The sequence below is a fragment of the Bifidobacterium amazonense genome (genome assembly GCF_018555435.2).
Taxonomy (GTDB): domain Bacteria; phylum Actinomycetota; class Actinomycetes; order Actinomycetales; family Bifidobacteriaceae; genus Bifidobacterium; species Bifidobacterium amazonense.
Genome location: NZ_JAFEJT020000040.1, coordinates 1 through 24,802, shown reverse-complemented (window position 1 = coordinate 24,802; position 24,802 = coordinate 1). Strand labels below are relative to the sequence as shown.

The following is a 24,802-nucleotide window of genomic DNA, read 5'->3' as shown; positions in this document are numbered from 1 at the left end:
CCGCCGCCGGCCCGCGCGGGCCGCCGGTCATCGCATGACCACGCGCCAGCTGCGCCGTCCGAACCCTCCGGCGCCGGCCGGGCTCCACCGACCGGGAATCGTCAATCCGCACGCCGGACAGCGTCCGTCGGCTGTGAGCCGGTAGTTGACGATGTCGTACCAGTCGCGCACGATAAGCGCCTGCCCGCATGCCGGGCAGAACGTGGTGTCGCCGTCCCGGTTGACGACGTTGCCCGTATAGACGAAGCGCAGCCCCTCCCCCATCGCGATCTCGCGCGCGTGCACGAGCGTGGCGAGCGGCGTGGGCGGCACGTCGCGCATCCTGTAGTCCGGGTGGAACGCGGAGAAATGCAGCGGCACGTCCGGCCCGCAATGGTCGCGGATCCACGCGCACTCGGCGTGCAGCTGCGCGTCGTCGTCGTTGTATCCGGGAATGAGCAGGGTCGTCAGCTCGACCCACACGTCCGTCTCGTTGCATACGTAGTCGATCGTGTCGAGCACGTCGGCCAGATGCGTGCCGGTGACCGTGTGGTAGAAGTCCTCGGTGAAGCCTTTGAGATCGATGTTCGCCGCGTCCATGACCCGGTAGAAGTCGGCGCGTGAGGCGGCCGACATGTAGCCCGCGGTGACGGCGATCGCATGGACGCCATGCTCGCGGCACGCCTGCGCGGTGTCGATCGCGTATTCGGCGAAGACGATCGGATCGTTGTAGGTGAACGCGACCGATTCGGCCCCGTATTCGACCGCGGTGCGCGCGATCGTCTCCGGGGAGGCCTCGACGGCGAGCGTGTCCCATCGGCGGGAGGCGGAGATGTCCCAGTTCTGGCAGAACCGGCATGCCGAGTTGCAGCCGGCCGTGCCGAAGCTCAGCACGGCCGAACCGGGGTGGAAGTGGTTGAGCGGCTTCTTCTCGACCGGATCCATCGCGAAACCCGAACTGCGGCCGTATGTATCGAGCATGATCGTGCCGTGATGGTTGGAGCGCACGAAGCAGAAGCCGCGCTGCCCGTCGCGCAACGAGCAGTGTCGCGGGCACAGGTCGCATTGCGTGCGTCCGTCCGGCAGACGATGCTGCCATCGGCCGACGGCCGGGGAATCGGGTGGCTGCGCGCCGGCGGGCGGGGCCGGCATCGTGCGCATAGGGGAAGACGGACGTGCCGTCGTTCCCGTCGCGGCGGAGGCGCCCGCCGTAGCCTTCACGGTCCGTATCGCCGCGTTCATCGCGTTCATCGCGACGCCTCGCCGAACGCGGTGACGGTGTAGCGCTGGCAGGACACGCTTCCGTCCTGCCAGTCGTAGAAGGCCGGCAATCCGGCCTTGCGCAGCAGATGGCCGACGAACTCGTGGCTGTCGGGCAGTTCGGCCCACACCTGCGGCAGGAACGTGGCCCGATGGCCGTACCGGTCGTCGATGATCAGCCCGTCGCGGCCGGGTTCGAGCATCCGTTCCAGCGCGGCGCGCGACGGCACGCGCATCGGTTCGGGCGCGGACAGCACCGACACCTCCACGCGCAGGTCCGGGTATTCGTCCGCGGTGACCGGCCGGAACCGCGGGTCGTGGGTGGCGGCGTCGATCGCATGTTCGGCGATGTCTCGTCCGAGCGGGCGGTAGGCTTCGATCGTGCCGATGCAGCCGCGCAGCCTGCCGTGTTCGGTCAGGGTGACGAAACTGGCCCCAAGCCGCTTGAGTTCGGGATGCTCGGCGACGATGTCGGCGGGCGTGGGATCGTCGGGCTTGGCAAGGTCGAAATACCGCTCGAGCGCGGCACGGGCCAGATGAATCAGCACCGCGTCCGCGTGCTCGGGCAGGCTGGCCTTGCCGTCGTCCGTATCGCCGGTATCGCCTGCCTCGTCCGCACCGTCCGTATGCCGGTCGGAGGTCTCCGTCAACGTCGCCGAATGCGCTGAACGTTCCGCGCTCTCCGAACGTTGCGGATCATGCTCCCACGCGGCGAACGACGCATAGCCAACCACCGGCGTATCGGGATCGTTCATCGGCGGCCGGTCGGCGTGACGGTCGCCCGTTGCCGCATCGGCGAGCGCCACTTCCCCGTCGTCTCCCGAAGTCGAGCAGCCAAGGAACCGCAGCTGCATGCCCTTGTCGGGGCACACGTCCAACAGGCCGTTGATCGGATACGCGCCACACGCGCGGCTCGGTCGGATGGTCGGCTTGCCGCACGGCGCGATATGCGCGATGGTCTCATCGTCGAGCGCGCGGGCCACCGATTCGGGATGGTAGTGCGACAGGTCGGAACTGATCACGATCACCGTTTCAGGGCCGCCCCACAAGGCGCGGATCACGTCGCCGACCTCGGCGGGATTCGCGTCGCCGGCGTTGAGCGGCACGATGGCCAGATCGTCGCCGAGCACACGTTGCAAAAACGGAACCTGCACTTCGACCGCGTGTTCGCGCGCATGAGTCGCGTCGTTGACGATCAGGGACGGCACGGTTGCGAGCGCGCGGCGTTCCGCATCCCGGTCGACCGGCACGGTGCCGAGCGGTGTCCGGAACGCGGTGGCCGTCGGACATGCGACGCCGCGCACGGCGACACGGTGCGTCGGACCGATGATCACGGCGCGGCGGATCGTGCCGCGCCCGCGTTCGAGCAGCGCGTAGGCGAGCGCCGCGGTGGTGCCCGAGTACACGTATCCGGCGTGGGGCACGATCACCGCTTTGGGAGCTCCGGCCGGGAGACGCTTCGCAAATCCGGAATCATGCAGCAGCGTGCGCGCATAGGCCAACTGCCGGTCGATCATGTCCCGCAGTTCGTCGGGATCGGACGGGTAGAACGATCCCGCCACCGCGTCCGGGCGGATGTACGTCGATTCGGGAAGGGTGCGGGCGGCATCATCGCGGGCATCATCGTGGAACAACCTCATCATGGCAACCACCTCTTCGCCTTCCATGATAGTCGCGAGGACGGCCGCCGGATATGAGCCTTGAGATCACGGAGTTCGACGATCGAGAGGCTGATTTGGCCTTGTGCACGGGTCGGTTTGACGATCGAGAGGCGTTCCTGCGCGCTATGCCCCGATATGATCCGCTGATACAGCACGCTTGACGGCGTCGTACCGTGCATGTCATGGGGCTGACACGGAACCAATAGCCTCTCGATCGTCAAACCGACCGATGCAAGACCCGTATTTCGCCTCTCGATCGTCAAACTGCCGGCATCAACGTCACGGCAGCTGCAGTTCGGGCTCGGCCGGATGCCGTTTACGCCACCAGACTTGCGCGAAGTAGGCGGCGTAGCAGACCACGATGAACAGGAGCTCCGCGACGAGCGCGAACCGCTGCTCCTTGTCGAAGAAGACCAGCAGGAACGAGGCGGTGCACAGGATGAACGCGCCCCACGACGTGTACGGATAGCCGGGCGTGCGGTATTTGAGTTCGTCCGCACTGTGCCCGGAGGCGATCCACCGGCGGCGGAACACGATCTGGCAGTACGCGATCGCGATCCACACCACCACCGCGGACAGGCCCGACAGCGCCACCAGCACCAGATACACGGTGGATGCGGCGATCACGGAGCTCAGCAGCGCCAGCAGGCCGCCCGCCATCGCCGCACACAGGGCGAGCATCGGCACGCCGCGGCGGTTGGTCTTGGCGAACCAGCGCGGGATCATGCCCTCGTTGCCCATCGACCACACCATGCGCGTGGACGCGTACAGGCCGGAGTTCGAGGCGGACAGCACGGCCGTGAGCACCACGAAGTTCATGATGTCGGCCGCGTACGGGATGCCGATCGAGTTGAACACGAGCACGAACGGGCTTTCGCCCACGCCGGCCTCTCGCCACGGGATGAGCGCGCACATGACCACGATCGAGCCGATGAAGAACAGCACGAGTCGCCACAGGGTCGTGTGGATGGCCTTGGGCACAGCGGTTTCCGGGTCGCGCGTCTCGCCGGCGGTCACGCCGATGAGCTCGGTGCCGGAGAACGCGAAGTTGACGGTGAGGATCGTGGCGAACACAGGCATGAAGCCGTTCGGGAAGATCCCGTCGCGCACGAGGTTGCCGAACAGGGGCGCATGGTCGTATCCGGCGATCGGCACCGCGCCGAAAATCGCCAGCAGACCGATGACGATGAACGCGCATATCGCGAACACCTTGATCGACGCGAAGATGAATTCGGCTTCGGCGAAGAAGCGCACGGACAGCGCGTTCGCCACAAAGATGAGCACGATGCACGCCGCCGACCATATCCATGTGGGCGTATGCGGGAACCAGCGCTGCATGAGCAGGCCCGCGGCGGTGAACTCCGAACCGAGCGCGACCGTCCACGTGAGCCAGTATTGGATGGCGATCACGAAACCGGTGCCTGGGCCGATGAACTTCTCGGCGTACACGTGGAACGAACCGGTGACCGGCATCGCGACGGACAGTTCGCCAAGCGTGAGCATGACGAGGTACACGATGAGCGCGCCGATGCCGTACGCGAGGATCGTGCCGATCGGGCCGGCCTGCTGGATCGTGTAGCCGGAGCTTAGAAACAGGCCCGTGCCGATGACGCCGCCGAGCGAGATCATCTGCAGATGCCGCGATTCCATGCCGCGTTTGAGATTCGTGTGCAGCGCGTGCTTGCGGTGGGCGGGCTGCTCGTCGACGGCCGACTGCTGTGTCGGATCTGCCGCGGTCGGCTCGGTGGAGGTGTCAGTGTCGGACTGGCTCATGCTGTTCTCTCTGCTATCGGTACGATGATGGCCGTCAAAACGGCCCAGAACAGTATACGGGGCGACCCGACCAGCGGCCCCGGCCTAGTGCTCGACGTGGTACAGATTCCTGCCGTTCTCGCTGATGTCGGCCACCGGCCGCTCCCCCAGCCGCAGGTCGACGTGCAGCCGCCGCCCGGAGTCCTCCCCCGTGCCGACCACGTCGTACGAGTACGCGTGGTTGCTCACGTTCGTCGGTTCGGTCACGGCGCGGGCAAGCCACGGGTTGCGTCGGCGGATCGAAATCAGCCCCTGCAGCAGACGGAACATCCATTCGCCGTCGTGGCCGAGCGCGTCGCGAACGCCCGGGAACATGGGCCGCACCGCGTCGTCGCCGCCCATCGCGTCGGCCTTGACGCCGCGCCATGCCTGCTCGTCGCCGTAGTAGATGCTCGGCACGCCGCCGACGGTGAACAGCACGGTCACGGCGAGCGCCGCCTCCGCCTCGCCGATCTGGCTGACGATGCGCGTCACGTCGTGGTTGCCGACGAAGGTGAGCGGCGTGAACGTGCGCATGAACTCGTTGTGGCGTTTGAGGCTCCAGTCGAGCTCCCAGAAGTTGCCGGATTTGATCGAGCTCCAGATCGCCTTCCACAGTTCGTACTGGGTGACCGAGTCCATGCCGGACGCCTTGACGATCGCCGGATAGTCGCCGTGGATGACCTCGCCCATGAACCACGCATGCGGGAATTCGGCGCGCACGGACGGCAGCACGCGCGTCCAGAATGCCGGCGGCACGGCGTAGGCCACGTCGAGCCGCCACGCGTCCACGCCGCGGCCCAGCCAGTGACGCATCACGTCGCCGACGAGCGTGGCCACGGCCGGATCGTCGTGGTTGAATTCGGGCAGGTCTCCGTTGCCTTCGAACTTCGCGTAGTCGGTCGCCTTGCCGGTCGCCGCATCGCGTTCGATATGGAACATGCGCTCGGCGGCCGGATCGCCGCCGGCGAGCGCGCGCTGGAAGAGCGCGGATTCGCGGCCGATGTGGTTGAACACGCCGTCGAGCATGATGCGGATGCCGCGTTCGTGGCATGCGGCGACGAGCCGGTCGAAGGCCGCGTCGTCGCCGAGCCTCGGGTCGATGCGGTAGTAGTCGGTCGTGTCGTAGCCGTGGCTGGTGGAGGCGAAGATCGGGTTGAGCAGCAGGCCGTTCGCGCCGAGGTCGATGAGGTAGTCGAGCCACGAGGTGATCATGTCGAGCCGCGGCGTGACCGCGCGTTCGGCGTCGGATCGCGGGCGGATGGGCGCGCCGGTGAAGCCGAGCGGATAGACCTGCCACCAGATCGTGTTGAGGTTCGCGTCGTTGGTCATTGCCGGCTCCTTCCAACGTTCCGGTTGTCCGCAGGCAGTTCCCGGCCTTGCGCGAAGAACGTGGCGCGGGATGTTATGCGAACGTTTTCGTCACTATCCAGCATAGCCTTGCGCGTCTGCGTTTACGCTTTCGCATGTCCCGTCAGGCCGTCAGGCCCGAGGGATGCTCCCACTGGTCGGTGTCGGCGAGCGCGGGGCCGTGGTTGTAGTCGACCATGCGCCAGCGCAGCGTGTCGTCGGGCATGTCGGCGGGCACGAATCGCGCCCAGTGTGCGTTGCGCATCGACAGCATGTCGGCGAAGTCGGGGTGCGCGACGGACGAGCCGAGCAGGGTGAGCGTGGTCTGCATGATCCACGCGCCGTGCGAGAAGATGAACAGGTCGGTGTCGTCTCCGGCCCGGTGCGCCCAGTCGTCGATCGCCTCGGCGCCGCGCGCGCCCACGTGCGCCTTCGGTTCTGCCCCGTATTTGAGTTCGCCGCCGCGGAATTCGGCCCACGAACGGTAGTCTTCCGGGTATTTGCGTTCGAGTTCGGCCAGTTCGAGTCCCTCCCACTGGCCGAAGCTGCGTTCGCGCACGCGCGGTTCGAGATGCACGTCGAGTCCGAGCGGGTCGGCGAACGCGTGCGCGGTGGCTGCGGCGCGGCTCAGGTCGGAGGCGACGACGAGCTGGCGGCGGCCTTCGGGCTGTCCGTCGACGTACAGCGTCCTGAGCGCCTCGCCGGTGCGGGCCACCTGCCAGCGGCCGACCTCGTCGAGCGGGATGTCGATCTGTCCCTGGAAGCAATGCCGCGCGTTGTATGCGGTGCGCCCGTGGCGCACGAGCGTGATCGAACGAACGTGTGGTGCGGTCATGTCGTCCTCCCCTATACCGGCCGCGGCCGGTCTGTCAATCGATGCATTCGGTAAGTTCTGCACTTCATATACGGCAAACGGCGGCGGACGCGGGCCGCATGGGCCTTCTGTCCGCCGCCGTCAGTATCGCGCCCTGTCAGGACTCGGCCTCTTCGTCGGAGGCGTTGTCGGAATCGCCGTCCGCGGTCAGGGCGCCCTCCTCCGGGTGCGCGAGTTCGAGGTCGACGGTCGGGCAGTCCTTCCACAGACGGTCGAGCCGATAGAATTCGCGCGCCTCCTCGTGCATGACGTGCACGACGAAGTCGCCGTAGTCGATGAGCACCCACTGGGCTTCGGTCAGGCCCTCGCGCGAGCGCGGTTCCCGCTTGTCGTCCTTGAGGTACAGGTCCTTTTCGACCTCCTGCGCGACGGCGAGCACCTGTCGCTCGTTCGCCGCGGTGGCGACGAGCATGAGATCGGTGATGCCGAGCAGGTCGCTCACGTCGTAGGCGACGATGTCGGTGGCCTTGAGCCGGTCCGCCGCCTCGGCGGCGATGCGGATGGCGTCGATCGAGTTCTGCGCTGCTGTCAAATCGCTTCTCTTTCTGTCGTTGTGTCGATGATTGGTGTCGATGATTGTCGTGGCGCCGATGATGGCCGGTGCGGGCCGGCGGCCGCCGCTCCGACCGCGCTCAGCGCTCCCACTTGGGCTTCCAGCCCTCCACGACGTGCTGCGTGTTCTCGGAGTAGACCATGGAGTCGCTCGGCACGTTGTGGCGGATCACGGAGCCCGCGCCGGAGGTGACGTTGTCGCCGACCTCGACGGGCGCGACGAGCAGGTTGCCGGCGCCGATGTGTGCGCCGGAGCCGATCTTGGTGCGGTTCTTGTGCACGCCGTCGTAGTTGGCGGTGATGGTGCCGCCGCCCACGTTGGTGTGCTCGCCGAGTTCGGCGTCGCCCACGTAGCTCAGGTGCGGCACCTTGGTGCCGTTGCCGATGTGCGCCTTCTTCATCTCGACGAACGCGCCGGCCTTGGCGTTGTCGCCGAAGTCGTTGCCCTGCCGCAGGTAGGTCCACGGGCCGATGTTGGTGCCGCGGCCGATGTGCGATTCCTGCACGCGGGAGCGTTCGACGACGGCCTCCGCGTCGACGGTCGCGTCGATGAGCGTCGTGTACGGTCCGATCACGGCCGCCTCGCCGACGACGGTGTGTCCCTGCAGGAAGCTGCCGGGCAGCACGGTCACGTCGCGCGCGAGTTCGACGTCGTCCTCGATCCATGTGGTTTCGGGGTCGAGGATGGTCACGCCGGAGTGCATCCATGCCTCGCACACGCGGCGGTTGTGCTCCTTGGCGAGCGCGGCGAGCTGCACACGGTCGTTGACGCCTTCGACGCTCAGCGGGTCGGGGGCGGTGAACGCGCCCACCGTGCCGGCGGAGCGCGCGGTTTCGAGCGCGTCGGTCAGGTAGAACTCGCCCTGCGCGTTGTTGGACTTGAGGTCGGCGATGGCGCGGCCGAGCAGGTCGGCGTCGAACACGTACACGGACGTGTTCACCTCCTGCACCGCGAGTTCGCTGCGGTTGGCGTCGCGCTGTTCGACGATGCGCAGCACGTGGCCGTCGCGGTCGCGGATGATGCGGCCGTAGCCGGTCGGGTCGTCGAGGATGGTGGTGAGCACGGTCGCCCCGTTGCCGCTCTGTTCGTGGAAGGCGACCAGTCCGCGCAGCGTCTCGGCGTCGAGCAGCGGCATGTCGGATGCGGCGATGAGCACGTAGCCGTTGAGCTTGTGCTCGGCTTCCAGCTGGGCCATGGCGCACTGCACGGCGCGGCCCGTTCCGGGAATGTCGTCCTGATTGACGATCTCGACGTCCGGCTGGTAGGAGCGGGCCGCCGCGGCGACGCGTTCGGCCTGGTAGTGGACGACGACGGCGAGCGTGTCCGGCTCGAGCGCGGCGACGGAGTCCATGACGCGGTTGAGGAACGTTTTGCCGGCGAAGGTGTGCAGCACCTTGGGATTGGCGGAACGCATACGGGTGCCTTCGCCCGCGGCGAGGATGATTGCGGCGGATAGTGCCATCGGGAATCTCCCATTCTGTTCGTGCCGGGCGCCCACGCGCACCGGTGAAACCGTTGGCCAGACAAGAACGCCCGGCCGCGCGGTCGCGGTATTCCGCGAACGTGCAAGCCGGGCGACTGGCGAGTTCCCCCACCTGGACTCGAACCAAGACAAAGGGTTCCAAAGACCCGTGTGCTGCCATTACACCATGGGGGACCGGCGGAAACGGAATTTCCGCCAAGTGTTTATTATGCCATAAGACCCGGTTACGTCAAATCATCGTGGATGCCGATCCTGTCCGGGCGCGGCGCATTCGCACCTTCGCCCGTGTCTGCATCGGAACCGCACGACGACGGTGACGCGCCGCGGATCACGCGAACAGGAAGCCCTGTCCGTGATGCTCCGGATACGTGTCGAACAGCTCGGCCACGGAACCGTCCTCGAACACGGCGCGGATGGCGCTGGCCAGCAGCGGCGCGATCGACAGCACGGTCAGGCCGTCCCAGCGCTTCTCCTCGGGGATCGGCACGGTGTCGGTGAGCACGACCTCACGCGCGCCGCAGCCCTTGAGCCGGTCGATGGCCGGGCCGGAGAGCACGCCGTGCGTGGCGACCACGGTCACGGACTTGGCGCCCGCGTCGGCGAGCACGTGGCAGGCGCCGGCGATCGTGCCGGCGGTGTCGATCAGATCGTCGACGAGCACGCAGTCCTTGCCCGCGACGTCGCCGACCACACGGTTGGCGACCGCCTGGTTCGGACGGGTGATGTCGCGCGTCTTGTGCACGAACGCGAGCGGGCCGCCGCCGAGGCGCTGCGCCCACTGCTCGGCCACGCGGATGCGGCCGGCGTCCGGGGAGACGACGGTGACGTTGTCAAGCTGGTTCATGAACCGGTCGCGGATGTAGTCGACGAGCACCGGCATGGCGATCAGATGATCGACCGGGCCGTCGAAGAAGCCCTGCGACTGCGCGGCATGCAGGTCGACGCTCATGATGCGGTCGGCGCCGGCGGTCTTGAGCAGGTCGAAGACCAGACGGCAGGAGATGGGCTCGCGGCCGCGGTGCTTCTTGTCCTGGCGCGAGTAGCCGAGCAGCGGGCACACGGCGGTGATGGAGCGGGCGGAGGCGCGCTTGAGCGCGTCGATCATGATGAGCTGCTCCATGATCGACTTGTTCACGGGCAGGGAATGGGACTGCAGCACGAACACGTCCGCGCCTCGCACGGATTCGGTGTATCGCACGTACATCTCGCCGTTCGCGAAATCGTAGGCGGTGGTTTCCAGCACGTCGATTCCAAGCTGTTCGGCGACGTCCGCCGCCAGTTTTGGATGCGTACGACCAGTCACCAGGATGAGGTTTTTATCGGGCTTCCCTTCGAGGATTGCGCTCACCATATCTCCAAACGTTCGGCTTCGTTGAAGTGACTGCCCTCATAGTAACCGTCCGCGCCGACCGGCGGCCGCCGCGTGCGCGCGTCCTCGGACACCCGTCCGCATGCCGGTCGCGACGATCCCCGTCACGCTACCGGTACAGGCCGTGCTTGCCGATGTACTGCACCACGCCGTCGGGCACGAGGTACCACACCGGTTCGCCGTGTTCGGCGCGGCGGCGCACGTCGGTCGAGGAGATCGCCAGCGCGGGGATCTCCAGCGTGTCGACCTTGCCTTCGGGCAGCTTCACGCCGGCCGGCGACGAATAGCCGGGACGCGTGACCGCGACGAAGTGCGCGAGGTCCCACATGTGCTCGGCGTCCTTCCATTGCATGATCTCGGCGACCGCGTCCGCGCCGGTGATGAAGAACAGTTCGGCGTCCGGATGCTGCGCGCGGATGTCGCGCAGCGTGTCGATCGTGTATGTCACGCCCGGACGGTCGATGTCGACGCGCGAGACGGTGAACTTCGGGTTCGACGCGGTGGCGATCACGGTCATCAGGTACCGGTCCTCCGCGTTGGTGACCTTCTTGTCGAGCTTGAACACAGGACGGCCGGTGGGCACGAACAGCACCTCATCGAGATCGTACACCCACGCCACCTCGGAGGCGGCCACCAAATGCCCGTTGTGGATCGGATCGAACGTGCCGCCCATGATGCCGATGCGAGGCCGCGCATGCAGGTTGCCGCGCGTGGACAGCCGGCGCCGTTCGGTGCCGGCGGCCAGCATGTCGGTCGGTTCGTCGGACAGGTCGGCCATGCGTCGGGTCAGTTCCGTCCCGCTCACGCCTCGACCTCCTGCTGGCGGTCCTCCTCCGCGGATTCGCGCGCGATCTCGCCGGCGGTCGGATCGGATTCCTGCGGGTCGATCTTGCCCATGTCCTCGTCCCATTCGTCCTGCACGACGCGGCGGATCTCCGCGAACGTGGGCAGCGCGAAGTCGGGCTGGTACAGCCGTCGCACTTCGGCGACGCGTTCGGTCACGCGGATCAGAGTGTCGGTCATGCCGTCCACGTCGCCGTTGCGTTCCATCACGCTGAACTTGCCGATGTACTGCTCCATCAGCTGCATCTGCTCGCGCACGGTCCGCAACTGGTCGTCGGTCAGATCGACGACTTCGTCGGAATGCTCGTCGGGCCAGCCGATGAGCACCGCGTCGGCGTATTCGAGCGACGCGCGCTGGCCGGCCGAGGCGATGCCGTCCTCGATCTGCACGAGGAACACGTAGCGCACGATGCTGAGCCGTTCGGCGGCGATCTTCAGTCCCAGCCGGGGGTCGTCGAGGTCGATGTCGGGACGCAGGTCGGTGATGGCCGTGCCGGCGTCCGTCGTCGGTACGGCCGTATCCTGCGTATCCTGCGCGTCCGCGCGTGCCGTCGCATCGTTCTCCGTCGGCAGCGCCGTCTGCGGCGTCCCGTTCGTTTCGCTCATCGTCGATATCCTCCCGTCGTTGTCGTTCCGTGCGGCCGTTGCGCGACGGACCACGGTCCGTTCCCGCGGCCGCGTCCGAAGTCAGCCGCGCACCTGTCCGGTGCCGTAGCCGATCCATTTCGTCGTGGTCATCTCGCGCAGTCCCATCGGCCCGCGCGCGTGCATCTTCTGCGTGGAGATGCCGAGTTCGGCGCCGAAGCCGAACACGCCGCCGTCGGTGAAGCGCGTGGACGCGTTGACCATCACCACGGCCGAGTCGATGCGGCCAGTGAACTCCTCGATCGCCGAGTAGTCCTCGGCGATGATCGATTCGGTGTGCCCGGTGGAGTGCGCGTTGATGTGCCGGATTGCCTCGTCGAGCGAGCCGACGACCTTGACGCCCATGGTCAATGCGAGGTATTCGGTGTCCCAGTCCTCGTCGGTCGCGGCGAGCAGGTTCACGCCGTCGATGCCGGCCTCGTCGATGATGCCGTACGCCGTCTCGTCGGCGTGCAGCTCGACCTGCGTTTCGGTGAGCGCGCGTGCGATGACGGGCAGGTACTGCGCGGCCACGTCGCGGTGGATCAGCAGTTTTTCCGCCGCGTTGCACACGCCGACGCGCTGCGTCTTCGCGTTGATGACGATCGGGATCGCCTTGTCGAGGTCGCCGGATCGGTCGACGTAGATGTGCACGTTGCCCGCACCGGTTTCGATGACCGGCACCTTGGAGTTGCGCACGACGGCCTGGATGAGCCCCGCTCCCCCGCGCGGCACGAGCACGTCGATGTGGCCGCGGGCCTCCATCATCGCGGTCGCGCCGTCGCGCCCGTATCCGTCCACCGTGTCGACGAGCGCCGGGTCGAAGCCATGTTCGGACAATACGTCGCGGATGATCGCGAGCGTGGCCGCGTTCGTGCGTTCGGCCGCGTGCCCGCCCCTGAGGATCGCCGCGTTGCCGGATTTGAGACACAGGCTCGCCACGTCGACGGTGACGTTCGGACGCGCCTCGTAGATCATGCCGATGACGCCGAGCGGGACGCGGATCTGCTGCAGCCGCAGTCCGTTGGGCAGATTGTAGCCGCGCACGATCTCGCCGATCGGATCGGGCAAGGTGGCGACGTGACGTACGCCCTGCGCGGCGGCGGCCACACGCGGCACGTCGAACAGCAGACGATCGAGTTTGCCGGCGTCCATGCCGGCGTCGCGCGATTCGATCATGTCGAGCTCGTTGGCGCCGGCGATCTCGTCGGCGCGGGCGTCGAGCGCGTCGGCGATCGCGTTCAGCAGTTCGTTCTTGGCCTCCGCGTTCGCGCGCGCAAGCTTCTTCTGGGCTGCAGAAGCCCTATCGGCCTTCGCGCACACCGCGTCGAACACGGTCGCGGGCACGCGGGTCTCCTCACCATTCGTCATACCCACCCACCTTAGCGCATCGTTGGGTCAGACGCCCGAACGTGGCACGTCAATAGGTCGTCTCCCCCGTATCGCAACGGACATCACCCGCAGAACAACATGACCGGTGTCCACGGACACCATCCGTGGACACCGGTCAAGACGTACGGTTGTGCCGGTCATCGCCGCAAAACCGTACATATACAGTCACTCACCGTGCGATTCCGCGGATCCCTCCGCAAAACCGTACGGATACGCCCGTCATCCGTACGATATCGCGGACGTTGCCGCAAAACCGTACACACAGGCGATCCCAATGTACGTTTCTGCGGCAACGTCCGGACAACCGTACGAATGATGTGAGCGTCGACCGATCAGTGCACCTGATCGAGACCCGGGTAGAGCGGGAAGTCCTCGACGAGCTTGTCGACGCGGGCCTTGAGCGCGTCCACATCCGCGGACGGGCCGGCGGCGAGCGCGGTGCCGATGATGTCGGCGACCTCCTCGTACTCCTTCGGTCCGAAGCCGCGGGTGGCCAGGGCGGACGTGCCGATGCGCAGACCGGAGGCGATCGAGGCCGGACGCGGGTCGAACGGCACGGTGTTGCGGTTGATGGTGATGCCGCATGCGGCGAGCAGGTCCTCGCCCTGCTTGCCGTCCATTTCGGAGTTGCGCAGGTCGACCATCACCAGGTGCACGTCGGTGCCGCCGGTGAGCACGGAGATGCCGTTGGCCTTCACATCGTCGGCGGTCAGGCGCTCGGCGAGGATCTTCGCGCCGTCGAGCGTGCGCTGCATGCGGTCCTTGAACGCCTGGGTGCCGGCGACCTTGAAGCTGACGGCCTTGCCGGCGATGACGTGCATGAGCGGGCCGCCCTGCTGGCCCGGGAAGACGGCGGAGTTGAGCTTCTTGGCGTACTCCTCCTTGGCGAGGATGAAGCCGGAGCGCGGGCCGCCGAGGGTCTTGTGCGCGGTGGAGGAGACGACATCGGCGTACGGGACCGGGCTCGGGTGCAGGCCTGCGGCGACGAGGCCGGCGAAGTGGGCCATGTCGACCCAGAACTTGGCGCCGACCTCGTCGGCGATCTCCTTCATGGCCTTGAAGTCCTCGATGCGCGGGTAGGCGGACCAGCCGCCGATGATCATGGCCGGGTGCACCTCGAGCGCGCGCTGGCGGATGATCTCCGGGTCGATGCGGAAGGTCTCCGGGTTCACGCCGTACGCTTCGGCGTGGTAGAAGCGGCCGGAGAAGTTGATCTTCATGCCGTGGGTGAGGTGGCCGCCGTGGTCGAGCGCGAGGCCGAGGACCGTGTCGCCGGGCTTGACGAGCGCCTGATAGACGGCGGCGTTGGCCTGCGCGCCGGAGTGCGGCTGCACGTTCGCGTATTCGGCGCCGAACAGCTCCTTGGCGCGGTTGCGGGCGATGGTCTCGAGCTTGTCGACCTGCTCGCAGCCGCCGTAGTAGCGGCGTCCCGGATAGCCTTCGGCGTACTTGTTGGTGAGCACGGAGCCCTGCGCCTGCAGGACGGCGCGCGGCACGAAGTTCTCGGAGGCGATCATCTCGAGGCCGCCCTGCTGGCGGTGCAGCTCGGCGGTCAGGATGTCGGCGACCTCCGGATCGGTTTCGGCGATCGGCGAGTTGAAGGCGTCGGTGGGGGTTTGTGCGAGCGGCGAGGCAGTCATTCTGCGCTCCTTTCAGCAATACCTGATGATTCCGCGGTTGCGGTTTGTGCAAAGTGTAGACCGCGGTCATGTTACGAACAGGTTCCGTCTCATATCCGTCATGTTTCGTCGTGTTCCGTCGTGTTCCGGACGACGGCCGCGCGACGCGGCCCGTGCCGCCGACTATGGCCGTCCACGATCGTCCGCCGTCATCGTTCGTATCGTCATCAGCGTCGCCGTCACGGCCGCCATCATGCGGAAGACCGCGGCCGCATGCCCACCGCTGCCGATAGACTTGAGCCACACTGTCGGTATTCGTCTCACTCGCGAAGGGCATCATGACCACGTTCCATTCCACGCGTTCCACCACCGATTCACTGACCTCCAAGGAGGCCATCCGCAAGGGCATCGCCGATGACGGCGGTCTGTTCGTCACCGACTCGCTCGGCGAGACCAAGGTCGACATCGCGAATCTTGCGGGCCGCCCGTATCAGGACATCGCCTACGACGTGCTGCACGCGCTGCTGCCGGACTTCGACGAGGACGAGCTCAAGGCGTGCATCGCGGCCGCGTACGGCGATCAGTGGTCGGACGAGCGCATCACGCCGCTCAAGCCGGTCGGCGACGACTACATCCTCGAGCTGTTCAACGGCCCGACCTCCGCGTTCAAGGACGTCGCGCTGCAGATCCTGCCGCGCTTCATGGCGCGCACCACGCCGGCCGACGGCGACGAAAACGAGAAGATCATGATCCTGACCGCCACATCCGGCGACACCGGCAAGGCCGCGCTGGCCGGCTTCGCGGACGCGCCGGGCACGGCGATCACCGTGTTCTATCCGCAGGGCAAGGTCAGTCAGGTGCAGGAACTGCAGATGACCACGCAGACCGGCTCGAACGTGAACGTCGCCGCGGTCGAGGGCAATTTCGACGACGCGCAGTCCGCGGTCAAGCGCATCTTCGGCGATAAGGAGCTCGCCGAACGTCTCGCCGCCGACTCGCACGTCGTGCTGTCGAGCGCGAACTCGATCAATGTGGGCCGTCTCGTGCCGCAGGTCGTCTACTACTTCTCCGCGTACGCGCAGCTGCTGGAACAGCAGGTCATCAACGTGGGCGACGAGGTCGAGTTCGTCGTGCCGACCGGCAACTTCGGCGACATCCTCGCCGGCTACTACGCGAAGCGTCTCGGCCTGCCGGTCAAGCATCTGGTCGTGGCCAGCGACAAGAACAACGTGCTGTTCGACTTCCTCACCTCCGGCACATACAACCGCCAGCGCCCGTTCTTCCAGACGATCTCCCCGTCGATGGACATCCTCGTCTCCTCGAACCTGGAGCGCATGCTGTACTACTTCACCGAGGGCGACACGCGTCTGATCTCCATGCTGATGAACGATCTCAAGCAGTGGGGCGCATACGAGATCCCGGACGACGTGCTTGCGAAGATCCGTCACCTGTTCGGCTGCGGCTGGGCCGACGAGGATCAGGTGCGCGCGATGATCGCCGACTGCTGGACGAAGAACCATTACGTGATCGACCCGCACACCGCGTGCGCGTATTACGTGGCGCAGCAGATGCCGCGCGATCCGCTCACGCCGCGCGTGATCTTGGCGACCGCAAGCCCGTACAAGTTCCCGCGCGTGGTCAACGAGGCGCTCGGCCTCGACGCGACCGGCACCGATTTCGAGTGCATGGACGTGCTCGCGCGCGAGACCGGCACGGCCGCGCCCGCCGCGCTGCGTGCGCTCGAGACCGCCGACGTGCGCTTCGACACGGTCGTGCCGATCGACGGCATGGAAGGCTTCGTGGAGTCCGCCGCCAAGGCGCTGTAAGCGACTCGGTCATCCATGAGATAAACGGAGGCCGGCAGGAACATATCCTGCCGGCCTCACTCACATTTAACGGTCGAAATGAATGTCGTCGCCGAACAATCGCTTCCACGCATCCACTACTTCATCGAATCCGCGGACCAAAGCGACCTGTATCAATCGAATGTGCTTGGCGGGAATCCTGCCATGATTATGGGAAAGCGTCACGGTTCCATCCTCGTGCAGCACGAACCGGGCCAGATCACGCCGGCTGCCCTGGCCGACATGCACGTGGACGCCATGCTCCCCGATCCAGGGTGCTGAAGTAGATGCTGTATCCGGCAAGGAAGAATACTTCAGGCATTGGCGTATTCTCGGTCGATGGCCCGGAAATCGTCGATCATCGGCTTCATCTTGCTGAACCAGTGATGCAGGAAGGATTCCCCCTCCTTACCGAATGTGGATGACAGGATATTGCCGTGGTCATCCAGCGTGGCGGTTCGATCAAAACCAAGTTCGGAGACGACCATGGTGGTGTCGTCCCATTGGGTTTTGATCCCGTCCATGATGAATACATTGTCCTCGGGCATCGCCGCCTCCTTTCACGCGTATCCTATGATCCATGATAGGAACTTCCCATGCCATTCACCTTGCAGCGTGACTGGTTTCCTTTGTTTGCCTACGTTGACGGACTGCTGAGCGTAAAACCAAAAGAAGCCCCCCTGTGATCTCTCCTCTCGCGAGAAGACATCACGCGAGGAGCACGGGCAGGACCGCGACGGCGATGGCGGCGAGGATGAGCGCGACCGCGGCGATCCACACCGACGGACGGGCGCAGTTGACCGTCCAACCGACGCCGAACCGCTTGGGTACGATCACGGCCGGGTCGTTGCGGTTCACGTAGAACACGCCGGCGATCCAGTGGCGGTCGTCGTCTGAGGGCATGGTGTCATCGTCCGTTCCATCCGCCCCGACGTCGTGTGCCGCACCGGCGTAGGTCCGTGAACCGTTCTGCCCGTAGTACACGCCGATCACCAGGGCGCTCGTCAGCGCCACGACGGCGAGGATCATCGCGATCGCGGCGAGCTGCACGCCCAGTCCCATCCATCCGGCCACCAGCAGTCCGATCACCAGCGTGTAGACGCTCAGAACCCTGGCGAACGCGCCGTAGGCGAATCCGGTCGTGGCGGGATGGTCGGGGTCGATCGGCTTCTTGGAGTACACGATCATCGCGTGGGCGGCCGCCAGCACCACGGCCACGATCGCCTGCCCGGGCACCGCCATGAGGATCAGCCACGGGCTTTTGTCGGCCCATCCGTCGATCTGCCCGGCCATGTTCTCATGGATCGCCACGCGTTCGGGCATCCGCGCATATCCGAACACGCCGACCGCCACGGTGACGGCGAGCGCCGCGACGTGCAGCCATTCCCAGGTGAGGCTGACCGGTTCGGGATTGTCGTGTTCGCCGATGATCGCGGCGCGGCGGTCCGTATCGGCGCGCCATCCGCGGCGTTCCTTGATGGCGATCGTTGCGCGGCGGCAGATCTGCTGGGCCGCGAATCCGATCAGCGTGAGCGCGACGGATGCGATCGAGATCGTCCACAGCGCCGGTTCGACGCCGAGCCAGTGCCATACGGCCAGCGAAATCATTCCCGCGATGATGCCGGATGCCGCCGTCACCCACGAGAAGACAATCTTGAGTCTGCGGATGTTCGGATCGGCGTGGGCTGCGGACGGCACGGTGACGCCGAACGCCTCGCGTCGGTCGGTGATCCACGGGACCGCCGTCAGGCTGACGGTCACCAGCACCGGCAACAGGAACGTCATGCCCAAGGTGACGTTCATCGCCATATCCGTATCGTTCATGATTGTCTCCCCTTGTGATCGATGATCTGTCCGGCACACGTCAGGTTCGGCGAGTCCGGGATGGATGCCGCGTCCGACGCGTCGCCGGTACCGTTCGACGTCATGTAGACGCGTTCGGCCTGCCGCCGTGCGGCGTCGAGGAAGGCGGCCATGTCGCCGCCGCGGGCTTTGTGGGCGAGCGCCAGCCTGCGCAGTTCGTCGTTCATGCGGATGTTCTGCTCGTCGGCCACGTGGCCGTTCGCGGAACCGGCGTAACGATCAGCGACGACGGCACCCGATCCGCGCCGCATGACGAGGTATCCCTCGTCGCGCAGCAGGGCGTACGCCTTGTTGACGGTGTGCAGGTTGATGCCGAGGCCGACAGCCAGCGCGCGCACGGACGGCAGCTGGTCGCCGGGCGCAAGTTCGTCGTTCGCGATGCCGGCGATGATTTGCCGATGCAGCTGCTCGTATATCGGCACGTCGCCGCGTTGATCGATGTCGATGATCATCGGGCCACTTCTCCATTCGTTCTACTTGTTCTATATCAACTATAACACTTGATAGAACACATCAAGACGCAAAACAGACAGCATGGCGGTGACTGGACCACAGCACAACATAACAACTTAGTTACGATGTTTGCTATGATTGTTGATATGTCATTGGCAAAGCAAAGGAGCTGTTATGTGGACGGAAGCCGATCTTGACGATCTGCTGGAACCGCTACGTTCCGCACGCTCGGACGACCAGTGCATCGAGGTGAAGGAGTCGGTCGGCAAGTTGCCGGCATCCCTAGCCGAAACGATATCGGCCTTCGCCAATGGCAACGGCGGCACTGTCACACTCGGACTGTCCGAAAGCAACGATTTCGCGCCGGCTGCGGGTTTCAAGCCGCAGCCCATCGCCGAAGCGTTGGCCCAATTGTGCCGCGACAAGATGATTCCGCCGCTTCATCCGAGCATTGAAATCGTACCGTATCGCGGCTCCTCCGTCGTCATCGCTTCGATCGACGAGCTCGATCCGTTGGACAAGCCCTGCTATGTCGCCACGAAAGGGCGGTACAGCGGTTCGTTCATCCGCGTATGGGACGGCGATCGCAAGCTCAGTTCCTATGAGATCGACCGGCTGATGGAGAATCGCGTCCAGCCCGCCTTCGACAGGGAGCTCATCGAGGAGGCAGACCCTGACGATCTGCTTACCGACATCACTCAGGGAATATTGGCGCTGAAGCGCCGACAAAGCCCGCGCATCTTCGGAGCAATGTCCGACGATGCGGCATTGCACGCCTTGGGCGTCACCGGAATCGGCGCGGATGGACGCACGCACCCGACGCTTGCCGGACTGCTGGTCGCCGGCAATTATCCGCAGCAGTTCCTTCCACGACTGAACGTGACGTTCGCCTGCTATCCGGGATACGACAAGGCCGGCATTGATGGCGTGAAATTCATCGATAACCGTTCCTTCGACGGTCCCGTTCCGGAAATCCTGAACGACGTCCTGTCCGCAGTGTCCCGGAACATGCGCATCGGCGGCGTGCTGGACGGACCGTTCCGCAAGGACACCTACGAATACCCGCAGGATGCGGTGCGCGAGGCCGTGGTCAACGCCGTCATGCACCGCGACTACTCCCCTATGGCACGCGGCGGCCAAATTCAGGTCAACATGTACAAGGACCGGCTGGAAATACTCAGCATCGGCGGCCTGTACGGCAACGTGACGCCCGAAACGATCGGCGAACCGGGAGTCAGTTCGACAAGGAATCAGACGTTGGCGAAGCTGCTCGAATCCACGCCGTTCCGCGACGGCGTGGTCGCCGAGAACCGCGGCACGGGTTTCGATCTCATCGACACGCTGCTGCAGGATAACGGCAACGGAAGTCCCCTGATCCAGAACAGCCTCACCATGTTCTCGTTGACCTTCCATTCCGCCGACACCGCCATACTCCCCGGCAATCGCAGAGACCCGGAATACGCCGAATGGGGCAATCGGCCGGAGAACGGATACGACACGGTTCAAACGCCTTCAGCCGGACAACCGACCAGACGGGCGGACGTCGCCGGCGGCAGCGCCAACACAGCGTCCATGTCGGAAAGCATAAGACGGCAGCGCCGCAAGGACATCGGGAGACCGCTCGTCATGCCATTCCCCGGTCGCAGGAGACTGACGGTCACCGAACTCGACGACGCGGGGATTCGCCCCGCATCCGACGATCCCGGCAACCGTTCCGTATTGGAAGAGCAGATGCTCCACATCCTGCAGGAGCAAGGCACCGTGCAGACGCCGGAACTCATGAAGCTGACCGGCGCACCGCGGTCAACGATCACCTATCAACTGCGCAAGCTGCTCACGCAGGGCGTCATCGAACGCACACAGCCTGCACGCAGCCCCAAACAGTCCTACCGTCTGCGTCAGCCTGAACCCATGCCGCGTGGCAACGGCGAATGATTTCGGCCTGGAACGCTCAGAGGCTGCGCGGGGCGTCGACGAAGTCGAAGAGGACGCCGTCGGCGATGTCGCAGATGGCGGGCCAGTCGGCGTCGGACGAGTCGTCGTGCATGGCCCAGACCTTCATGCCGATGGACTTGGCGGTCTGCATGGCCAGCAGCAGGTCCTCGAACACCGTGCAATCGGCGGGCTTGACGCCAAGCCGGGAGGCGGCAAGCAGATACACGTCGGGCTTGTCCTTGCCCGCATCCCCCGCATCGTCGACGCTGACGACCGTGTCGAACAGGTCGAGGATGCCGACGTGCGCCATCGCCGGCTCGCGCAGTGAGGGCGGCAGCGAGGTCGCCACGGCCAGTTTCGCGCCGGAGGACCGCAGATACCGCAGATAATCGACCGCGTGCGGCTTGGCTTCGACCACGGTGCCGTAGGCGACGCGCGCCATGTCATCCCACTCCTGCATGAGCTGTTCGGGCGTGTCCGGCAGATCGAACCGGTCGATCGTGTATTCGGCGATCTGCCGGAACTGCATAGCCGAGACCTTGGTCATGTAGTCGTCGGGCACGGCGATGCCGCGGCGGCCGAGGAAGTCGATGTCGACCTGATCCCATACGCCCATCGAGTCGAGCAGCGTGCCGTCGAGGTCGAAGATGGCGGCTTTGCCGGTGTTGTCAGCGGTCATGCGAGTCTCCTTGCGTGCGGTTGCCGGTCCGGGTACGGTCTGGCGTGAGCCGGCGGCGATACTTTGAACGGACGAATGTGACGAATTGATGTGCGGAAAGAGGACACACAGCACGGCTATGCGGCGAGGTCGGCCGCGTTGCCCAGCCGCGACGAGCCGAGCAATTCGCGCGCATGGTCGAGCGACGCCTCGGATTCGGATCCGGAGAGCATGCGTGCGATCTCGCGCACGCGCCCGTCGCCGTCCACCTGTTCGACGGTGGTCACGACGCCGACCGCATCGTCGTCGGCGTCCGGCGGCTCCTTGGTGACGACGAACTGCGCGTCGGCCCAGCTGGCGACCTGCGCCAGATGGGTGACGACGATGACCTGCGCGGTGCACGCGAGACGGGCGAGCCGACGGCCGAGTTCGACGGCCGTCTTGCCGCCCACGCCGGCGTCGACCTCGTCGAAGATGAACGTCATGGGCGCGACTCCCCCGTTGGCTGTATGCCGGTCGGCGGCGGACAGTTCCATGGCGAGCATGAGGCGGCTCAATTCGCCGCCGGAAGCGCTTTTACCCATCGGCAGCTGCGGCGCTCCCTCGTAGGGGGTGAACAGGAACGCGATGTCGTCGCGCCCGTTCGCGTCGAGCGGCCATGTCGGCGTCTTGCCCGCGCCCGAAGCCCGGGTCTTGCCGTCCGAGCCACGGCTGACGACGCGGATGTTCAGTTCGGCGCCATCCATCGCCAGCGAGGAAAGTTCGCCGGTCACCGTGGCGGCCAGCGACCGCGCGGCGTCCGAACGCGCCGCGCTCAGCGCATCGGCGGCCCGCATCGCGTCGGCGAACAGCCGGTCCCGTTCGGCTTTGAGTTCGGCCACCTTCTCCGGCGAGGCGTCGAGGTCCTCCACGTCGAACACGGCCTTGTCACGCCATGCGATCACGTCGGCCAGGGTCGGCCCCCAGCGCCGGGTGAGTTCGCCGAGTTCGTGGATGCGCGCGTTGATCTCGTCGAGATCGTCGACGTTGTCTTCGACGTCGAGTTCGCGCGCCAGCGAATAGACGACGTCGGACAGGTCGGCGTTGACCGATTCGAGACGGTCGGCGAGTTCGCCGAAGTCGCCGTCGGCCCTGATCGAACGCAGCGACTGGACGGCGCGGTTGATGAGTTCGGAAGCGCTTGCCTCGTCCGCATCCGCACCTACCTGCGACGCGTCGAGCGCGGCAAGCGCACCGGAGACGCCTTGGGCGATGTCGGCCGCGTTTTCGATGCGGGAGCGGCGGGACTTGAGCTCCTCGTCCTCTCCCGGCTGCGGGTCGGCGCGGTTGATGCGTTCGATGGATTCGTGTAGATAGTCGGCCTGCTGGCGGGCGGACGCCTCCTGATGCTCCATGCGTTCGAGCCGTTCGTCGAGCGCGCACAGCGCGTCCCACGCCTTGCGGTAGGCGGCGAGCTCGCGTTCGTCGCCGGCGACCATGTCGAGAAACTCGCGCTGGCGTGCCGGTGAGGCGATGCGCAGCTGATCGGCCTGCCCGTGGATCGTGACCAGTTCGCCGGCCAGATCGCCGAGCAATGCGCGCGGCACGGACCGTCCGTTGACCACGGCGCGTGACCGGCCGGATGTCGGCACCGTGCGGGAGAGGAACAGTTCGCCGTCCTGCGGCGCGACGCCGGCCTCGCGTGCGATGCGCACGACGGCCGGTTCCGCGGCCGCCGCCGGTTCGCGTTCGTCGGACCCGTCGGCAGTCCTGTCCGCCGACCGCGTCGCGGCATCGTCGTCGATGTCGGACTGCGTATGCTCCCCGCCGACCGCGAACACGCCTTGCGTCCACGACTCCTTCGCGCCCGCGGACACGCGCCCCGGATCGGCCGCGCCACCGGAGATGAGCTTGAGCGCGCTGAGCAGCATCGACTTGCCGGCACCGGTCTCGCCGGTGATCGCCGTCATGCCGGCGGCTGGCGTGAGCAGGGCGTGCCGGATCGGTCCGAGATCGCGGATCTCCAGTTCCTCCAGCATCAGCGGGCGCCCTCCGGAAACACGTGGCCATGCCGCACGGCCGCGCCGCCGTCCGCTCCACCACGCGCCTGCTCGCGCCAGCCGACCACCGGCAGGTCGAATTTGGTGACGAGACGGTTGGTGAACGGCGCCCCGGACAGGCGGGCGAGCCGCAGCGTGTCCTTCGACTGGCGCACTTCGACGCGCGTGCCCTTCGGCAGGGCGCGCTGGCGGCGGCCGTCGCAACAGATCCAGCCGTCGGAGGTCGAATCGTCGAGGATGTCCATCGCGAACGTGGAGCCGGCGCCGATGATCAGCGGCCGGGCGAACAGGGCGTGCGCGGCGAGCGGCACGAGCTGCAGGGCCTTCACGTTCGGCCAGATGACCGGGCCGCCCGCGGAGAACGCGTAGGCGGTCGATCCGGTGGGCGTGGAGACGATCACGCCGTCGCAGCCGAACGAGCTCATTTCCACATCGTCCACGCGGATCGACAGTTCGACCATCTTGCCGCGGTCGGCGCGTTCGAGCGTGATGTCGTTGAGCGCCCAGTCCTCCAGCGGCTCGCTCGCGTCCGGCAGCCAGACGTCGACGTGCGCGATCATGCGTTCGTCGATCGAATAGTCGTGTTCGGCGACGCGGCGGATCGCCTCGCTCATCTGGAAGCTTTCGAATTCGGCGAGGAAGCCGACGTGGCCGAGGTTGACGCCGAGGATCGGCACGCTTGTGCAGTGCACGAGTTCGGCGGCGCGCAGGATCGTGCCGTCGCCGCCCAGCACCACGACGATCTCCGTGTCGTCGCGCACCACCGGCGGGCGCGATCCGAACTCCGGCGCCTCCGTGTTGTCGATGATGGACACCTCGAATCCCGCCTGCCGCAGCTGCTCCACGGCTTCGGAGACCACCGTGCCGCTCTCGCGCAGGCGCGTGTGCGTCACCACCACCGCATGTCGAACGCCGGCCATAGTCACCCCTTTGCAGAAGAACCGTCAACTGCCACCAAGTCTAGCCGACACGGCCGATTCTCGAACACATGTTCGCATGTCGCGTGTCATATCAACGAATAGCCCGCGAGTCCCCGCCGCGAATCGTCCGCGCGAATTACAATGGACAGTCGTAGTGGTGATATAGGAGGCTTCTGTTGTTTTCGTGGGTTAGTTTGTTGGTGTTGGTAGTTGGATGTTGAGTCCGCCGCATCTGAGCATGATGAGTGCGATGAGGTTGGTGACGTGGTGGAAGCCGTAGGCCATGCGGATG

At 66.1% G+C, this 24,802-nt stretch carries 21 protein-coding genes and 1 tRNA gene; 3 read left to right on the top strand and 19 right to left on the bottom strand.

Features of this window, described 5'->3' with window-relative positions; all coding sequences use genetic code 11:
* Positions 1-27 precede the first annotated feature (27 nt).
* From amrS to glyA, 13 genes are all read right to left on the bottom strand, one after another.
* Positions 28-1,230 (bottom strand): AmmeMemoRadiSam system radical SAM enzyme, encoded by a 1,203-nt coding sequence (gene amrS, locus JS533_RS09380; protein ID WP_241514155.1) that lies wholly within the window; start codon positions 1,228-1,230, stop codon positions 28-30.
* Entirely contained in the window at positions 1,227-2,882 is a 1,656-nt protein-coding gene (gene amrB / locus JS533_RS09375; RefSeq protein ID WP_241514154.1) for an AmmeMemoRadiSam system protein B, read from the bottom strand. The genes amrS and amrB overlap by 4 nt, the downstream gene beginning before the upstream one ends.
* A 297-nt stretch (positions 2,883-3,179) precedes the next feature.
* Positions 3,180-4,673, bottom strand: a complete 1,494-nt coding sequence (locus JS533_RS09370) for an amino acid permease (RefSeq protein WP_241514153.1) — start codon at positions 4,671-4,673, stop codon at positions 3,180-3,182.
* An 84-nt stretch (positions 4,674-4,757) separates the two neighbouring features.
* The gene (locus JS533_RS09365) at positions 4,758-6,023 is read right to left on the bottom strand and encodes an alpha-amylase family protein (RefSeq protein ID WP_241514152.1); all 1,266 of its coding nucleotides are present in this window, start codon (positions 6,021-6,023) and stop codon (positions 4,758-4,760) included.
* 142 nt (positions 6,024-6,165) lie between these two features.
* The gene (locus JS533_RS09360; RefSeq protein ID WP_241514151.1) at positions 6,166-6,876 is read right to left on the bottom strand and encodes a histidine phosphatase family protein; all 711 of its coding nucleotides are present in this window, start codon (positions 6,874-6,876) and stop codon (positions 6,166-6,168) included.
* Positions 6,877-7,012: 136 nt separating this feature from the next.
* On the bottom strand, positions 7,013-7,447 hold the full coding sequence (gene rsfS, locus JS533_RS09355) for a ribosome silencing factor (protein WP_241514150.1): 435 nt from the start codon (positions 7,445-7,447) through the stop codon (positions 7,013-7,015).
* Positions 7,448-7,547: 100 nt separating this feature from the next.
* Positions 7,548-8,930: a bifunctional UDP-N-acetylglucosamine diphosphorylase/glucosamine-1-phosphate N-acetyltransferase GlmU gene (gene glmU, locus JS533_RS09350; RefSeq protein ID WP_241514149.1), complete on the bottom strand. Its 1,383-nt coding sequence runs from the start codon at positions 8,928-8,930 to the stop codon at positions 7,548-7,550.
* A 124-nt stretch (positions 8,931-9,054) separates the two neighbouring features.
* Positions 9,055-9,125: transfer RNA gene (locus JS533_RS09345), tRNA-Gln, on the bottom strand.
* A 154-nt stretch (positions 9,126-9,279) separates the two neighbouring features.
* On the bottom strand, positions 9,280-10,302 hold the full coding sequence (locus JS533_RS09340) for a ribose-phosphate diphosphokinase (protein WP_241514148.1): 1,023 nt from the start codon (positions 10,300-10,302) through the stop codon (positions 9,280-9,282).
* A 127-nt stretch (positions 10,303-10,429) separates the two neighbouring features.
* Complete coding sequence (gene nadD / locus JS533_RS09335; protein WP_241514162.1) at positions 10,430-11,098, bottom strand: nicotinate-nucleotide adenylyltransferase; 669 nt, start codon at positions 11,096-11,098, stop codon at positions 10,430-10,432.
* A gap of 23 nt (positions 11,099-11,121) precedes the next feature.
* The gene (locus JS533_RS09330) at positions 11,122-11,769 is read right to left on the bottom strand and encodes a phosphoribosylglycinamide synthetase (RefSeq protein ID WP_241514147.1); all 648 of its coding nucleotides are present in this window, start codon (positions 11,767-11,769) and stop codon (positions 11,122-11,124) included.
* Positions 11,770-11,850: 81 nt separating this feature from the next.
* Positions 11,851-13,158, bottom strand: coding sequence for a glutamate-5-semialdehyde dehydrogenase (locus JS533_RS09325; protein WP_241514146.1), 1,308 nt, complete (start codon positions 13,156-13,158; stop codon positions 11,851-11,853).
* Positions 13,159-13,511: 353 nt separating this feature from the next.
* Positions 13,512-14,819 (bottom strand): serine hydroxymethyltransferase, encoded by a 1,308-nt coding sequence (glyA, locus tag JS533_RS09320; protein WP_241514145.1) that lies wholly within the window; start codon positions 14,817-14,819, stop codon positions 13,512-13,514.
* Between the two features lie 317 nt (positions 14,820-15,136).
* On the opposite strand from glyA, the gene thrC reads away from it, so the two are divergent.
* The gene (gene thrC, locus JS533_RS09315; protein WP_241514144.1) at positions 15,137-16,624 is read left to right on the top strand and encodes a threonine synthase; all 1,488 of its coding nucleotides are present in this window, start codon (positions 15,137-15,139) and stop codon (positions 16,622-16,624) included.
* Positions 16,625-16,702: 78 nt separating this feature from the next.
* Positions 16,703-16,924 (top strand): hypothetical protein, encoded by a 222-nt coding sequence (locus JS533_RS09310; RefSeq protein ID WP_241514143.1) that lies wholly within the window; start codon positions 16,703-16,705, stop codon positions 16,922-16,924.
* A gap of 32 nt (positions 16,925-16,956) precedes the next feature.
* Here the strand turns inward: JS533_RS09310 and JS533_RS09305 are convergent, their stop codons facing one another.
* From JS533_RS09305 to JS533_RS09295, 3 genes are all read right to left on the bottom strand, one after another.
* A complete protein-coding gene (locus tag JS533_RS09305) occupies positions 16,957-17,190 on the bottom strand; it encodes a hypothetical protein (protein WP_241514142.1) in 234 nt (77 codons plus the stop codon).
* A gap of 160 nt (positions 17,191-17,350) precedes the next feature.
* A complete protein-coding gene (locus JS533_RS09300) occupies positions 17,351-18,466 on the bottom strand; it encodes a DUF1648 domain-containing protein (RefSeq protein ID WP_241514141.1) in 1,116 nt (371 codons plus the stop codon).
* Positions 18,463-18,957: a GntR family transcriptional regulator gene (locus tag JS533_RS09295; protein WP_241514140.1), complete on the bottom strand. Its 495-nt coding sequence runs from the start codon at positions 18,955-18,957 to the stop codon at positions 18,463-18,465. The genes JS533_RS09300 and JS533_RS09295 overlap by 4 nt, the downstream gene beginning before the upstream one ends.
* Positions 18,958-19,132: 175 nt before the next feature.
* On the opposite strand from JS533_RS09295, the gene JS533_RS09290 reads away from it, so the two are divergent.
* Entirely contained in the window at positions 19,133-20,893 is a 1,761-nt protein-coding gene (locus JS533_RS09290; protein ID WP_241514139.1) for an ATP-binding protein, read from the top strand.
* Positions 20,894-20,909: 16 nt separating this feature from the next.
* On the opposite strand, the gene JS533_RS09285 is transcribed toward JS533_RS09290, so the two are convergent.
* From JS533_RS09285 to JS533_RS09275, 3 genes are all read right to left on the bottom strand, one after another.
* Positions 20,910-21,572, bottom strand: coding sequence for an HAD family hydrolase (locus JS533_RS09285; RefSeq protein ID WP_241514138.1), 663 nt, complete (start codon positions 21,570-21,572; stop codon positions 20,910-20,912).
* Positions 21,573-21,688: 116 nt separating this feature from the next.
* The gene (gene recN, locus JS533_RS09280) at positions 21,689-23,569 is read right to left on the bottom strand and encodes a DNA repair protein RecN (protein WP_241514137.1); all 1,881 of its coding nucleotides are present in this window, start codon (positions 23,567-23,569) and stop codon (positions 21,689-21,691) included.
* Positions 23,569-24,510: an NAD kinase gene (locus tag JS533_RS09275; protein WP_241514136.1), complete on the bottom strand. Its 942-nt coding sequence runs from the start codon at positions 24,508-24,510 to the stop codon at positions 23,569-23,571. The genes recN and JS533_RS09275 overlap by 1 nt, the downstream gene beginning before the upstream one ends.
* Positions 24,511-24,802: the final 292 nt, after the last annotated feature.